This window comes from Glutamicibacter sp. AGC84 (assembly GCF_053543575.1).
In genome coordinates this window covers 44,006-59,065 of the sequence record NZ_JBLVOC010000009.1, presented here as the reverse complement: position 1 = coordinate 59,065, position 15,060 = coordinate 44,006, and the positions used below count along the sequence as shown (strand labels likewise).

Here is a 15,060-nt window from a genome sequence, read left to right as displayed (position 1 = left end):
CAGTAGGATTGGTGGGTGACTGATTCCACTGCGGGGCCCCGTGCCCTGGCAACGCTGACTGACATCCGGGTATTCGATTACCTTTGCCAAGCCCCGGCGACCCGTACCCAGATCGCTGCGGATCTGGGGATCTCCAAGCCCACCGCATCGCAGGCGATCTCGCGCCTGCAGGAGAACGGCCTGGCCTCGGCCATCGAGCGGGACAACGAGCCCAAGCGCGGCCGCGTTCCCGAGCACTATGCGCTGGACAGCGGCTTCGGCCACCTGCTGGCACTGTGCCTGCAGGCAGAATTCCTGCAGGTCCGCGCCACCGACTTGGCCGGAAAGACGCTGGTGGACCGCTTCTACCCGCTGACGGCGCAAACCACCGCCGCGCAGGTAGAGCAAATGGGAGCCCGCGAGATCTCCCGCGTGGCCGCTGAGCTCGGCTCCCCATTGCTGGCCGGGGCCGTGAGCCAGTCAGCCCCGGTGCAACGCGATGGCGGGCTGCGAGTCCTGGCCACCCCGATTTTCCCTTCCTCCGGGGCCAACCTTGCCGGCCAGTTCGCCGGCGGGGTTCCGGTGCTGCTGGATAACGACGTGAATTGGATGGCCCTGGCCGAAGCCGGGGAGCTGGCCGGTTCCTTGATGATGATCTACATCGGTTCCGGCCTGGGCGCAGGCCTGGTCATCGACGGTGCGCTGCACCGCGGCAAGCACGGCACCGCCGGCGAGCTGGAGACCCAGCTGGTAGGCACCGCGAACCTGCGCGATGCGCTCGGCGAGGCCGGGATGTTCCAGACCCGCGTGCTCTGGGAAAAACTGGCCGATGAACGGAACTGGCCAGCCTTCCTGTCCCCGTTCGGCCGTGTCCTGGCCAACCTGATCGGCTTCGTCGATCCGCAGCGAGTGGTGGCCATCGGCCCGGGGCTCACGCCTCAATTGTGCGCGGCGCTGGAAAGCGAACTGAACAGCTTGCTGCCCCAACCGGTTCATGTTCAGCTTTCCACCTTGGGAACCGAGGCCGCGGCACGCGGCGCTTTGGCCGGCGCCCGGGAGCTGGCCTTGGCCAACTTATGGGAAAACTACCGGGTACGTTGACCAAAGTGATCCAAGCTATATATTGTAAAGAGTCCTTAAAATTTTATTTGCTTCACCGGGGAGACCACTGATGGCACCATCTGACGCATCGGCATCCACGTCGCAGTTCGCTGCCATCGGGCTTGATCTGGGCGGCTCGTCGATCAAGTACGGATTGGTTGGAACCGACGGCAAGCTTGTTGAGAGCACCTTCAGCAAGGCAGCTACCCCTGAGGGCGCGCATCCGGATGCTGTCGCCCAGGTGATGGCGGGCATCGTTGCCGACCTGCAGGAGCTCACCGGCGACGAGCTGGCAGGAATCCCCGCTGGCGTCACCGTGCCTGGCATCGTCATCGACGGCGTCGTGCACTCGGCGGCCAATATCGACAAGGCCTGGATCGGCTTGGATGCCACCGCCAGCTTCAGCGCGATCCTGGGCCGCGACGTCTTTGTGCTCAACGACGCGGATGCCGCCGGCGTGGCCGAGGTCTACGCGGGTGCCGGAGCCGAGCAGGGCAAGCCCGTCAAGGGCAGCACCTTGCTGCTGACCCTGGGCACGGGAATCGGCTCGGCCTTCTTCCGCGACGGCGTGCTCTTCCCGAACGTCGAATTCGGCCACCTCGAAATCGACGGATTCAATGCCGAGAGCAAGGCCGCCGCGCGAGTCATGCACGAGGAAAACCTCAGCTGGGAGCAGTACATCGCCCGCCTGCAACGCTACCTGTCCCACGTGGAATTCCTGTGCAGCCCGGATTTGATCATCATTGGCGGAGCGATCTCGGAAGACCACGAAAAGTTCCTGCCGCAGCTGGAACTGCGAGCCAGGATCGTGCCTGCCCAATTCAACAACGCCGCCGGGGTCTTGGGCGCTGCGCACCGCGCGCTGAAACCCGGCAACTAGGAACCTATGCATACGATTGACCCGAAGGCCCAGATCAAGCTCGTCGCCGTTGACATGGACGGCACTTTCCTGGACGGCGAAGGCAAGATCCCCGAGGCATCGTGGGCTGTGATCGACAAGCTCCAGGCCCGCGGCATCAAGTTCGTGCCAGCTTCCGGGCGCCAGTTCGCGACCCTGCGCGAGCAGTTCGCCACCTTGGGGGAGATCGCGATCATTGCCGAGAACGGGACCGTCGTGATGCACGGCGAGAACGAGATCTACTCCAACATCATCGACCCGCCATCGGTAGCCGCCGTCATCCAGGCCGTGCGCGGGCAAGCCGCACTGGATGCCGGATTGGTGCTGTGCGGACGCCGCACCGCCTATGTGGAGCGCGCCGATGAACGGTTTGCCAACGCCGTGGCCCCGTACTACCGCGCCGTGCAGGTGGTTGAAGACCTGGCCCAGGTCGAGGACGAGATCATCAAGATGGCCGTCAACGTCGGGACCGGCGCCGTGCAGGAAATGGCGGCAGCGCTGCACGTGCCGCTGCAGGTGGTGATCTCCGGCAGCCACTGGGTGGATGCCATGAACCACGGCGTGCACAAGGGACTGGCCCTGGCAGCCTTGCAGGACAAGCTGGGAATCAGCGCGGATGAAACGGCAGTTTTCGGCGACTACCCCAATGACCTGGAAATGATCAAGGCCGCCACCTACTCCTTCGCCATGGCCAATGCGCATCCGGTGGTGGCAGAAGCCGCGAACTTCACCGCGCCTTCCAACCTCGAGCACGGTGTGCTGCAGGTGCTCGGCGCCTACCTCGATGGGCGTACCCGGCTCTAGCCAAACCGGCAAGAACATTCCGAAGGCCCGGGCGGAAGGAGTGTTCCTCCACCCGGGCCTTGGCATGCCGCCGGCGGCGCGATCGACTTGGGAACCGGAGTCCGCTACCTGGCCAGGTAATGCCCCAGGCCCGCCAGCGCGGCGCGAACCCCTGTTGCCAGGGAAAGCTCGTAATCAGGCAGGAAATACGGCGAGTGGTTCACCGGTGGCGCCTCGTCACGGGGCAGGAACCCGCCGAAGAACCAGTAGACGTACGGCACCGAAATCTCATCTCCCAGAGCCCCGAAATCCTCGGATCCCATGGCAGCGGGCAGGTCGACAACTTTGCCTTCCCCGAGTTCCCGGCTCAAAGCCTCCTTGACCTGCTCGGTGTGGCCCGGATCATTGTGCAGCTTGGGGAAGGAATTCAGCGTTTCGATCTCAGGTGCCGGAGCATTCGACGCGGCGGCTTCGGCGCTCACTATGCGTGAGACCCCATCCAGGATTTGGGTGCGGGTCTGCTCATCGAAGGTCCTGATGTTCAAGGTGAATTCGGCGCGATCCGGGATGATGTTCTCCTTCAACCCGGCGTGGAACGAGCCGCAGGTGAGCACCGCAGGAGTCTGAGGGTGCAATTCCCGCGAAACCAGGCTCTGCAGGCGCGTGATCGTGTGCGCGCCCTGGACGATCGGGTCGATGGAGTCTTGCGGCTGTGAGCCGTGGGACTGCTTGCCGTGCAGCGTCACCTTCAGCGAATCAGCCATTGCCATGGCGGGGCCGCTGGTCAGGCCCACCGAGCCCGCGGCGAAAGGAAAGACATGCTGGCCGAGGATGACCGAGGGTACCGGGGCCTTGTCCCACAATCCGTCTTCGAGCATGGCCCTGGCACCAGCGCTGGTTTCCTCGCCGGGCTGGAAAATCCACACGATGGTTCCGTTCCACGCCCCCGTCTGCTCGGCGAGCCGGGCAGCGGCGGTCAGCGCCGCGGTGACATGGGTGTCGTGACCGCATCCGTGCATGACCGGGACGTCAGTGCCATCGGCCAGCTGGCCGCGAGCTTCCGAAGCATAACTGGCTCCGGTATCTTCCGCGATGGGCAGGCCATCGGTATCGGCGCGGAAGCCTACCACAGGCCCCTCGCCATTGCGTTGGATGCCGACGACGCCGGTACCGCCGCAGACGAAGTTCTCGATTCCCATGGTGTCGAGTTGCTTGCCGATATAAGCGGCGGTCGCGCGTTCCTGCATTGACAGTTCGGGATTGGCATGTAGGTGGCGATACATTTCGTGCATAAGCTCGGCTTGCTCGCCAGTCAGGACGGTTTGCAATGCGCCAGCGGGTTGGGTATTCAAAGTGACTCCTTTAGTCAGCAACGGGCGTGTGGACTGCTTTGCGATCGCGCACGATCCACGAAACGATGATGGAGAAGAGCACAACCAGGGCTGTGCCGAACAGGGCCAAGGATGGAACCAGCGGGATGACCACGAAATACATGGTCAGCGACAGCACGATGGCAACTATGGTCGGGCGAACCTGCTTCATGGCGACGATGGCCTGGACAAGTACCGCTCCCATCAGGGAGGGCAAGATGTAGATTCGGGCTACCTCGATCATGTCGTTTGGAATGATCGAGACCAGCCAGGACCCGAAGATCCCCACGAAGACCAGCAGGCTGGTCAGGTGGACGGTGGCCGCGCCGCCGATGGCCATCACCGAGGCCAGATCGCCGCGCCTGGTGCCGGGCTTGGCGTTGATCGCGGACTGGGCCACGATGGCGGCAGGCAGCAGCTTGTTGGAGATATTGCCGATCATGAAGGCCTGGTACATAGCTGCCGAACCCAGGATCGGGAAATAAGTCAGTGGTTCGACAAACCAGAAAATTCCGAAGGTGGCCGCAACGGCGGCGAAGGCGACCCAGATCATCGAAGGGCTGATGTCGAGGTCCGTGAAGAATACGAGGTAGATCGGGCCGAGCAGCGAGAGGATCAAGCCGGCTGTCATGGTCAGTGAACCGTAGCGTGTGGTCTGCTGCTCGAAGCGGGCCATCGAGGCGTCCGCAGTGGTCATTGCTGGTGAGCTCATGGGTTCTGTCCTTTCTAATTCGCTATGCGGTGTGCATCAGGTAGCCGGCGGTGATCGAGATTAGGATCGCGAATCCCAAGGCCCATTCCTTGAGCCATTTGGCTTGGAGCACTTTGGCCAAGAAGAGGAACAAAGCCATGGAGGCTGCCGAGATCAGCACCAGCGTCATGTGGATGCTGGACTTGGGAATTTCGGCGATGGTCAGCATGCTGAACGCTCCGAGCAGGGCTGCGGTGGGGATCAGGGCCATGGCCGCTGGGTTGCGCTTGGCCAAGGACTTGCCGCCGCGTTTCAGGACCGGGGTCAGCAGCAAGGTGCAGAGCATCCACATGCCTCCCGATAGGCTCATGGCCATGAAGGCCACGGCGAAAACTTGTTGGGTGTAGGTATCCCCGCCGAGCATCGAGCCCATGGATTGGGCTGCCAAGTTGGCGCTGGCCGTTTCCGTGGAGGCCGAGCCGATCAGCCCGATGCGGACAAGAACGGCTGGCGTTCCGAACAGAGCCAGTAATGCGATGGCGACCAGCACCACCGAGAGGGATGGCCCGATCGAGGCGACGGCACCGGCGCGGAAGGCTTCCTTGACTTCGCGGACGGGCATATCGACATGGGGTGCTGCGGCCTTGGCAGCACGGACATAGAGAATGGTCTGGACGAAGATCACGGCGAAGACGCCCAGAGCGCAGAACCACAGGAAAGGGCTGTTGGCGACGGCCCAGATGTCAGTTGAAACTGGATCGCCGGCTGCAAGGGGGAAATGCATCGGAACTCCTTCGATATTCACCAGCATGATGTGATGCCGGTCTCATTGAATTCAAGGTTCCTCCTATTGGAGGCCCTCGGCAAGGAATGTCGGAATTAGCCATATTTATGGCGAGATCCCCCAAAATGGCGAGTTTTCTTGAGGAGTATTCCATTTGCGGTCAACGTAGGCGGAAGATTGTGACACATATCGCAATGCAGTCATCCTTTAGAAAGGCACGGCCATGAACGAGATCCAGCAATTGAGCGCCACGGAGCTCACGGCAAAGATCCGCAAGCGCGAGTTGTCGGCGCGTGAGGCCTTGGAGAGCCATATCCAGGCAATCGATGAAGTTAACGCCCAAATCAACGCCGTGGTCATCACGGATTTCGAACGCGCGCGAATCCTCGCTGCTAAGGCCGATGAAGCCACGGCGGGAAACGAGCCGACTGGAGTGCTCCACGGTCTGCCGATGACGCACAAGGACACGTTCAACACCGCCGGCTTGCTGTCCACCCAGGGGTCGCTGGCATTAAAGGACAACGTCCCAGAGCAGGACGACTTGCAGATCGCCCGACTGGCAGCAGCAGGCGCGATCAGGACGGGGAAGACCAATGTCCCGGAATTCGGAGCCGGATCGCATACCTTCAATGAATTGTTCGGCACCACGACGAATCCCTATGCGGTGGATCGATCGGCCGGAGGCTCCTCAGGCGGCGTAGCCGCCGCGGTCGCCGCTAGGATCCAGCCGCTCGGTGACGGCTCAGACATGGGCGGTTCGCTGCGCATTCCGGCCAGTTTCTGCAATGTCATTGGTTTCCGGCCCTCCTACGGGGTCATCCCGCTGGAGGCGGAATCCAATGCCTACTCCTGGCTGGCCCGTTCGGGACCGATCGCACGCACGGTGGAGGATATCGCGCTGTTCATGCGAGCCAGCGCAGGTGACGACAGGCTTCCGACCCCGAACAAGCTCTCAGCCAGCGATTTCGGCACTCCCGAACCAGAATCGCGCGGAGTCCGCATCGGCTATAGCTTCGATTTCGGGATCGGTGTTCCGATCGAGCGCGAGGTCGTAGAGGTATTGCATCGCCAACTCTCGGTTTTCGAGGCCGCTGGCGCAATTGTCGAAGAGGCGTGCATTGACTTTACCGATGCCGACGAAGTCTTCGGCAACACCAGGGCCTTCGATTTCGCCACTAATCTTGGCGGACTAGTGCGGAGCCACGGCTCGCTGATCAAGCCCGAGGTCCTCTGGAATGTCAAGAAGGGGACGGACCTCGACGGAGAAGCCATGATTTCGACGATGGCGGCCCGAACCCGGCTGGAACGAGCAGTTCAGCGCTACTTCTCGCGCTACGATCTGTTCCTCTCCCCGGCAACCCAGGTCTTGCCCTTCGACGCAGCGCAGCGCTGGCCTGAGCAAATCGCTGGAACCCGCGCCGAGACCTATCTGGACTGGATGCGATCTGCCTGCCTGCTCTCGGCCACGAGCCTGCCGGTCATCGCCATGCCAGGAGGCTTCACCGAGTCCGGGCTTCCGGTGGGATGGCAGCTGGCGGCGAATCACTACAAGGACGCCCAGCTGCTCAATTGGGCTGCCGGCTACGAGGAGCAGAACCGCTTCGCGGACGTGATGCCGGTTCTGGCCACTGATCCGCAGTCGGTGGCCGTCAATGCAGTCAAGACCGCCAGCGCCTGATACCGGAATTCTAGAGAGGCAAATATGAACAAGGAACAGCACAGCACCGGACCGCTGTCCGGGTACACCGTCATCGACTTGTCGCGGGCCTTGGCTGGACCGCATGCCACGATGATGCTTGGCGATCTGGGAGCCCGAGTAATCAAGGTGGAAAATATCCAGGGCGGCGATGACACCCGAGGCTGGGGTCCGCCCTTCGTCGGGCCGGAGGAGGACCGCCAATCGACCTATTTCCTCTCGTGCAACCGCAACAAGGAATCCATTGCCCTGGATCTGAAGAGCCCCGACGGAATCCAGACCCTGCGCAGCCTGCTGACGCAGGCCGATGTCCTGGTAGAGAATTTCCGCCCCGGAGTGTTGGACCGGCTCGGCTTCGACGATGCAGCCCTGCAGATGATTAACGGAAAGCTCGTAACCCTCTCGATTTCCGGCTTCGGCCATGACGGCCCTGAAGCCTGGCGCAGCGGATACGACCAGATTCTGCAGGGCGAGGCCGGGCTGATGTCGCTGACCGGTTCCGGACCGGAGGACCCGCAGAAAGTCGGCGTTCCCATCGGAGACCTGCTGGCCGGGATGTACGGATCCTACGGCGTGCTGGCGGCCCTGCTGGAACGCGAGCGCACGGGCAGAGGCCAGCATGTGCGCACCTCGCTGCTCGCATCGATCATCGGAGTGCATGCCTTTCAGGGCACCCGCAGCACGGTTGCAGGACAGGTTCCGCGCGCCCAGGGCAACCACCATCCATCCATCGCGCCCTATGGACTGTTCCGCAGCGCCGATGGCTTTGTGCAAATTAGCGTGGGCAGCCCGAAGCTCTGGGATTCACTGGTGGCGGCATTCCAGCTGCCAACCGAGGGGTTCGAAACCAATGAGCATCGCGTCGAACGGCGTGACGAGCTCATCGAAGCCATCGAAGAAAAGTTCAAGCGCCACGGTACCAGCCAGCTGCTGGAAATGCTCGGTGAAGCCGGCGTCCCTGCCGGCATCGTCAGAACCCTGGATGAGGTGTACGAATGGGACCAGGTGCGCTCGCAAGGCCTGGCATTGAATGTCCAGCACCCGTTGCTAGGGGAGCTGACCCTCCCAGGCGCGCCGCTGCGGTTCTTCGAGGGCGGCAAGGAAGTCACCCGGACCGGGCACTCCGCTCCGCCACTGCTTAACCAAGACGAGCAGCGGATCCGGGAATGGCTCAAGACCCGCGCGCAGCAGGCGGTGCGTTGAGTATGGTGCAGGAGAAAATCGAGCACATCAGTGCACAGCACATGATCGACCAGGTGCTCGATGCGGGCAGCTACGAGAGCTGGGATGAGCCGGCGGATTATTCATTTGCCGATGACGCCTACCGGACCCAGCTGGAAGAAGCGGCGCGTCGTTCGGGGGCCGACGAAGCTGTGCTAACCGGCTCCGGCACAATCAATGGCCGGGAAGTGGCCGTCGTCCTCTCCGAATTCGGATTCCTGGCCGGATCAATAGGCCAGGGCACCTCCCGCAGGATTGCTTCGGCATTCGAAAAAGCCGCCGCATTAGGACTGCCGGTACTGGCTTCCCCGGCCTCGGGCGGAACCCGGATGCAGGAGGGAACCCCTGCGTTCGTGTCGATGGTGCACATCACGGCCGCGGTTAGGGCGCATTCTGCTGCCGGGTTGCCATACCTGGTGTACCTGCGGCATCCCACCACCGGAGGGGTCATGGCGTCGTGGGGATCCACCGGGCACATCACCATCGCCCAGCCCGGTGCCCTGCTGGGATTCCTTGGTCCGCGCGTGTACGAGACCATCTACGGCAAACCCTTCCCGCAGGGAGTGCAAGTCTCCGAGAATCTCCAGAAGCACGGCCTGATCGACGCCGTGGTCCCGGTCCATGAGCTGGGCGGGCTGGTCAACCGGGTGCTGGCAATCATCGCCCCGGGAGATCCGATCGACTCGATTGCCGGCTACCCCTTGGCAGATGACCGGAGACTCACCGAATCCCAGGTGTGGGATGCCATACTCGCCACGCGCAAATCCCGACGCCCCTCGGTGCGCCACGTCATCAAGTACGCCGCCAGCGATGCGTTGCAGCTTTCCGGGAGCGCCGAAGGGGAAAGCGATCCGCGTATGTACCTGGCGCTCGCGCGCTTCGGGGGCCAGCCGGCGGTGGTCATCGGCCAGGACCGGTCGCGGATAGACCACTCCGAAAACCTCGATCCGCTGGGGCCTGCCTTCCTGCGCGAAGCCCGGAGGGGGGCGCTGCTGGCACAGAATCTGGGCATAGCGATGCTCACCGTGATCGACACCGAAGGAGCGGCGCTGAGCCGTGAGGCCGAGGAAGGCGGCATGGCCGGGCAGATTGCCCGCTCGCTGAGCACCTTGGTGGGCATTGGCGTTCCGAGCGTTTCGCTGCTGCTGGGCCAGGGCACCGGAGGCGGCGCACTGGCCTTGCTGCCGGCTGATATCTCCATAGCCGCAGCAAACTCCTGGCTCTCCCCGTTGCCGCCGGAGGGAGCCAGCGCGATCATGTACCGGGACACGGAGCACGCCGCACCGTTGGCTTATGCCCAGAAAACCGATGCATACTCGCTGCGACGTGCGGGGATAGTACAGGTGATCGTCCCCGAGGAGTATGATGTGACCACCGCTCCGAAGCGCTTCTCGCTGGAAGTCGGAGCGGCAGTGTCCACGGCGCTTGCGCAGCTTGCGGCGACAGATGCCGCGCAGCTGCCTGGCCGGCGCGCGCTGAAGTATGCATCGATTGGCCGGCCGAAAACGGCCAACCAGGAGGTGCGGGACGCCGCTGGATGACTAGAACAGAGGAACGGATGATCGAGCTGAGCACGGTGCAACGCCGCATCATTGCCGCCCTCCAAGTGGACGGGCGAGCCACCTGGCGGAAGATAGCTGCCGTGCTTGACCTGCCTGAACGCTCGGTCGCCCGCCATGGCGCGTGGCTGCTGGAGAATGGGCTGGTTACGGTTGCGGCGATCCGCCACCGCGAGCATTCGCTGCTGATCGCGTGCACTTGCGCCCCGGGCACCGGGCGGATTGCCAGTGAATCCTTGTCTTCCCGGCCGGATACCAGCTTTTCCTACCAGGTCACTGGCCGGGAGGATCTCGTCGTGGAAATGCACTACAACGGAGATGTGACCGAAGTGCTCTCGCTGGAACTGCCTGCTACGCCGGGGGTCTCGTCGATTGTCGTGTATCCGGTGTTGAAGTACTTCAAGACGATCCGCGGGTGGCGCCTGGGATCCTTGAAGCCCGCAGAAGAGCTTGCCTTGCAAAAGGACCCGGATGTCACGAGCTGGCGCATCCAGCCGAACCTCAACTCCAAGGACGAGCAGATCATCGATGCTTTGCACGATGACGGCAGAGCCAGCTTCGAGTCGATTGCCCGCCGGGTGGCGATGAGCGAGACCTCTGTTGCGCGGCGGATCGATTGGCTCCTATCCACCGGGCAGATCGCCATTCGCGCCCTGGTTGAGCCCCTGGCCGTGGGGTTGCCGGTCGAGGCATTGCTCTGGGTTTCGACGACGCCATCCCAAGTCGAAAAATTGGGCCAGCGACTCGCCACCCGACCGGAAGTTCGCTATGCAGCGGCCGTGGCCGGGGATTGCCAGTTGGTGGTCGACGTGACGGTGGCCAACCAGGCCGAGCTCTATGACTTCATTTCCCACAGCGCCTGGGGGAACTCGATGCTGCAAGTTAAGGCCTCTCTGGTGGTTAGCGCCCGCAAACGCGGTGGGCGGCTGATCAGTAGCTGAACCAGACCAGGAAACCGCGTCGTGCAGCACCAGAATTCAACTGGAGTCCAACTCGTCTTTGGCCGCTGTTCGCCGCTGGGCCCAGGAAGGTGAACGGCAGGTGAACACTTCGCCGTAAGGCGATAATAATGCGTAATATCGCCTCAAGGGTTCGGAACCGCTTCGGAAGTGGCATAGTCTCACGATACCGAGCGGCATGGCTTCGCTCGCGCTGTTAACAACCAGTTAACGCTGCAGGGGTGAAAGGAATACCGGCAACCGTGAGCAAGAGGTTGACCTACGGGACGAACCAGGGAACGGCTACGCCTGAAAGCGCGTGGCGCAAACGCAAGGACGCGTGGGAGCACTTGGGCTATGTGCTCAGCGAGATCTCTTCTGAATACCAGGAGGAAGACCGCCGCACGGAGCATGAGCTGGAAGCCGGCCGGTTGCTGGGGCTGCTGGCAGCCATAGAACCGTACTGGGCGAATCCCGGCATCGAATACTTCAACGAGGTTTCCCGGCTCATGTCCGGCGGGCAGTACGAAGATGCGATGAAGCTGGTCTACCAGGCGAACCAGACCTTCAGGACGCTGACCCAGTACATTGACCTTGAAGGCCATGACGAGGCGGAACAGGATCCATCCCAGCTGGGCAACGGTGCACCTGGCAACGCCAGGGTGCAGGCCCCGATGGTGGAAATCCTGTTGGTGGATAATGGCCCGGCGGAGGAGATCGAGCTTTTCAAGGAAGAAATCGCCGAACAGCGCCAGCGCACCGATCCGTTCCACTACAACTTCGTGGTGGTGCCCAGCGTGGAAGACGCCCTGGCCGCGATCCTGATCAACCCCGGCATCCAGTCCGTCGTGCTGACCGCCCGCTTTGATGTGCGCACGCGTCGCCGGCTCTCCTCGACGCTCAAGAATTTCATAGCCCGGCGGATGGAAGGCTACTTCCAATCCACCAGGCAGATCCAGGGCCTGCTGGACCTGGAAAATATCCTCGATGAACTGCGCCCCGAAGTCCCGGTGTACCTGATCGCCGGGGTCGCCCTGGAATCCATTGCCCACGAGATCACCGGGCGTTTCCGCCGGATCTTCTCGCGCAATGACCGGATGGACCTGCACCTGTCGATTGTCTCGGAAGTGCTCGAACGCTACCAGACCCCGTTCTTCAACGCCCTGCAGAAGTACGCCAAGCGGCCTGGCGGGGTCTTCCACGCCATGCCGATTTCCCGCGCAGGTTCGGTGCAGAACTCTCCCTGGGCCAGGGACCTGGTGGACTTCTATGGCAAGAACCTGCTGCTGGCCGAAACCTCGGCCACCTCCGGCGGGCTCGATTCCCTCTTGGACCCGCAAAGCTCCATCAAGAAGGCCCACGAGCTGGCGGCCCGGGCTTTTGGCAGCCACCGCACCTACTTCGTCACCAATGGCACTTCGACCGCCAACAAGATCGTGCACCAGTCGATTCTCGCCCCGGGGGACATCGTGCTGGTGGACCGCAATTGCCACAAGTCCCACCACTACTCGCTGGTGCTCGCCGGGGCGAACGTGAGCTACCTGGAGGCCTACCCGCTCAACGAGCATTCGATGTACGGGGCGGTGCCGCTGGAGGAGATCAAGGGACGGCTGTTGCAGCTGCGCCGCGAGGGCCTGCTGCACAAGGTCAAGATGCTCACCTTGACCAACTGCACCTTCGACGGGATCATCTACGACCCGCGCCGGGTGATGGAAGAATGCCTGGCCATCAAGCCGGATCTGGTGTTCCTCTGGGACGAGGCCTGGTTCGCCTTCGCAGGATTCCACCCGGTGTACCGCCAGCGCACCGCCATGACCGTGGCGGCCGTGCTGGAAAAGCAGCTGGAAACCGCGGATTACCACCAGCGCTACGCCGCGCAGCGTGCGGCCCTTCCAGCACCGGGCACCATGGAGCACCCGGAGAATGACCAGGCCTGGCTGGAGACCCGGTTGATTCCGGATCCGGAGCAGGTCCGCTTGCGGGTGTACTCCACCCAGTCCACGCATAAGACCCTGACCTCCTTGCGCCAGGGCTCGATGATCCACATCTACGACCAGGACTTCGCGGTGCGCAACCTCAACGCCTTCCGCGAGGCCTACATGACCCACACCTCCACCTCGCCGAACTACCAGATCCTCGCCTCGCTGGATATCGGCCGGCGCCAGGCCGAGCTGGAAGGCTATGCGCTGGTGCAGCGCCAGGTCGATTTGGCGCAGTCGATTTCGCGGGCCATGGCGCGCAACGAGCTGCTGGGCAAGTATTTCAAGATCCTGCATTCGACGGACCTGATCCCGCAGAAGTACCGCCAGTCCACCACGCAGAACCCGGTGCGCGACGGGCTGGCAGCCTGGGACGAAGCCTGGGCGGAAGACGAGTTCGTGGTCGACCCCTCGCGCCTGACCCTGGACATCAGCCGCACCGGCGTAGACGGGGACACCTTCAAGCACGAGTACCTGATGGATGGGCATTCGATCCAGGTCAACAAGACCAGCCGCACCTCGGTGCTGCTGATGACCAATATCGGCACCACCCGTTCGGCCGTGGCGCACCTGATCGAGGTGCTGGTGAAGATCGCCGAGGAACTGGACCGCAAACGCCGCCTGGATGGGAGAGTGCTGGCACTGGGCAAGAAGCCTGCGGCCGAACAGATTCCCTTGCCGGATTTCAGCGCCTTCGCTCCTGAATTCGCAGGAGGCGGCGGAAGCGGGGACATGCGCTCGGCCTACTACCTGACCTACCAGGACCCGGCGACGCATTTCCTGTCCTCCGCGCAGATCCGCACCCAGCTGGTGAACGGAGAACGCGTCGTGTCGGCGGTATTCGTCACCCCGTACCCGCCGGGATTCCCGGTGCTGGTCCCCGGCCAGGTCATTACCCTGTGCATTCTGGATTACATGGACCGGCTCGATACCAGAGAGATCCACGGCTACCACCAGGACCTGGGCTACCAGGTGTTCACCTGCGAAGCCCTGGAACAGGTCGCGGAGCAGCAGTCCTGAGCGCGAAGAGCGGCTTGCCTTGAACGCAGCTTGCGGACCCACCCGGCATCCCCGGGTGGGTTCCGGCTTCCGCGGCGAAGAACGCTGCACGCAAGAATAGCTGCCAGCACGGCAAAGGCCCTGATTCGCGCACCGAATGCGCAAATCAGGGCCTGAATCGTAAGCAGCCCTAAGGCTGTATTTTCCGTCCGGCCAGATGCGCCGAGATCGCCTCGAACGCACGAATGGTCGGGAACAGCTTGGAAGCATCCTGCGGCAGCGGCCAGCTGGAAAGCTTGACCGCGACCAGCTTGGTCGCCGGATCCATATAGATCATCTGGCCATGGATGCCCAGGGCCACCGCGGCCCCGGTGGCAGGGTTCGGGAACCAGATCTGGTTCCGGTAGTGCCCGCCGGGCATCATGTTGTCGCCCGGGGACTGGGCGAACGCCTGGACCAGTGCGGGATCGGTGGCGAAGGTGTCGGCGATCCATGCCTCGGAGAGAACCTGCTTGCCGGTCAGCGCACGCCCGCCATTGACATAGAGATGGCCGAAACGCGCCAAATCGCGCAGGCAGGCGTTGAATCCGCCGTCGAACATTCCGGTGCCGAATTGGTCAACGCCCATCACCAGATCCTGCTGGGCACCGAGCTTGGACCAGACATAATCCGAAAGTAGTTCCTGCAGCGGGGCGCCGCCGGCGGCTTCCAGCACCCAGCCCAGGGTGTCGGTCTCGCAGGAACGGTATTCGAAGACCCCGCCGTGCGGTCCCTTGGCCTGCAGGGTCAGCAAGAACTCGTACATCCCGATAGGCCCGATGCCGCCACGCGACGGGGCCCAGCCGATGGCCTCCTCCAGCTGGCGCACCTCGGCATTGGGATCCAGATACTCTTCGGAGAATTTGATCCCGGAGCGCATATCCAGCAGGTCGCGCACCCGGGCGCCGGCATAGCCGCTGCGTTCCAACGCCGGCACGTAGGTGGCTACCGCCTGCTCGGTATCAAGCATTCCGGCGTCCACCAGCGCCCCGGCCAGGGAACCCACCAGGGTCTTGGGGACCG

The 15,060-nt window shown here is 63.0% G+C and carries 12 protein-coding genes; 8 read left to right on the top strand and 4 right to left on the bottom strand.

Annotated elements, in window-relative coordinates; genetic code table 11:
- The first annotated feature begins 15 nt into the window (after positions 1–15).
- From ACNPN0_RS06295 to ACNPN0_RS06285, 3 genes are all read left to right on the top strand, one after another.
- Positions 16–1,080, top strand: coding sequence for an ROK family transcriptional regulator (locus ACNPN0_RS06295; protein ID WP_448937230.1), 1,065 nt, complete (start codon positions 16–18; stop codon positions 1,078–1,080).
- Between the two features lie 70 nt (positions 1,081–1,150).
- The gene (gene ppgK / locus ACNPN0_RS06290; protein WP_332488031.1) at positions 1,151–1,960 is read left to right on the top strand and encodes a polyphosphate--glucose phosphotransferase; all 810 of its coding nucleotides are present in this window, start codon (positions 1,151–1,153) and stop codon (positions 1,958–1,960) included.
- A 6-nt stretch (positions 1,961–1,966) separates the two neighbouring features.
- Entirely contained in the window at positions 1,967–2,782 is an 816-nt protein-coding gene (locus tag ACNPN0_RS06285; RefSeq protein WP_332488029.1) for a Cof-type HAD-IIB family hydrolase, read from the top strand.
- A 104-nt stretch (positions 2,783–2,886) separates the two neighbouring features.
- On the opposite strand, the gene ACNPN0_RS06280 is transcribed toward ACNPN0_RS06285, so the two are convergent.
- From ACNPN0_RS06280 to ACNPN0_RS06270, 3 genes are all read right to left on the bottom strand, one after another.
- Complete coding sequence (locus ACNPN0_RS06280; protein ID WP_105658906.1) at positions 2,887–4,053, bottom strand: amidohydrolase; 1,167 nt, start codon at positions 4,051–4,053, stop codon at positions 2,887–2,889.
- 70 nt (positions 4,054–4,123) lie between these two features.
- A complete protein-coding gene (locus tag ACNPN0_RS06275) occupies positions 4,124–4,843 on the bottom strand; it encodes a hypothetical protein (RefSeq protein WP_105658885.1) in 720 nt (239 codons plus the stop codon).
- A gap of 22 nt (positions 4,844–4,865) precedes the next feature.
- The gene (locus tag ACNPN0_RS06270; protein ID WP_105658905.1) at positions 4,866–5,606 is read right to left on the bottom strand and encodes a DUF5058 family protein; all 741 of its coding nucleotides are present in this window, start codon (positions 5,604–5,606) and stop codon (positions 4,866–4,868) included.
- 223 nt (positions 5,607–5,829) lie between these two features.
- Here ACNPN0_RS06270 and ACNPN0_RS06265 point away from each other — a divergent pair, with 223 nt between their 5' ends.
- The 5 genes from ACNPN0_RS06265 to ACNPN0_RS06245 all read left to right on the top strand — a co-directional run bounded on the left by ACNPN0_RS06265 (position 5,830) and on the right by ACNPN0_RS06245 (position 14,019).
- Positions 5,830–7,284 carry an amidase gene (locus ACNPN0_RS06265; RefSeq protein ID WP_448937231.1) on the top strand — a complete coding sequence of 485 codons (1,455 nt, stop codon included), beginning with the start codon at positions 5,830–5,832 and terminating at the stop codon, positions 7,282–7,284.
- Between the two features lie 24 nt (positions 7,285–7,308).
- Positions 7,309–8,505, top strand: a complete 1,197-nt coding sequence (locus ACNPN0_RS06260; RefSeq protein ID WP_359192619.1) for a CaiB/BaiF CoA transferase family protein — start codon at positions 7,309–7,311, stop codon at positions 8,503–8,505.
- Positions 8,506–8,507: 2 nt separating this feature from the next.
- Positions 8,508–10,064: a carboxyl transferase domain-containing protein gene (locus tag ACNPN0_RS06255; protein ID WP_133834896.1), complete on the top strand. Its 1,557-nt coding sequence runs from the start codon at positions 8,508–8,510 to the stop codon at positions 10,062–10,064.
- Entirely contained in the window at positions 10,061–11,023 is a 963-nt protein-coding gene (locus tag ACNPN0_RS06250; RefSeq protein ID WP_286134385.1) for an Lrp/AsnC family transcriptional regulator, read from the top strand. Before ACNPN0_RS06255 ends, ACNPN0_RS06250 begins: the two co-directional genes overlap by 4 nt.
- A gap of 260 nt (positions 11,024–11,283) precedes the next feature.
- On the top strand, positions 11,284–14,019 hold the full coding sequence (locus tag ACNPN0_RS06245) for an aminotransferase class I/II-fold pyridoxal phosphate-dependent enzyme (protein WP_359192612.1): 2,736 nt from the start codon (positions 11,284–11,286) through the stop codon (positions 14,017–14,019).
- A gap of 169 nt (positions 14,020–14,188) precedes the next feature.
- Here ACNPN0_RS06245 and ACNPN0_RS06240 read toward each other — a convergent pair.
- Positions 14,189–15,060, bottom strand: an 872-nt coding sequence (locus tag ACNPN0_RS06240) for a serine hydrolase domain-containing protein (RefSeq protein ID WP_448938857.1), incomplete at its 5' end; no start/stop codon positions are given.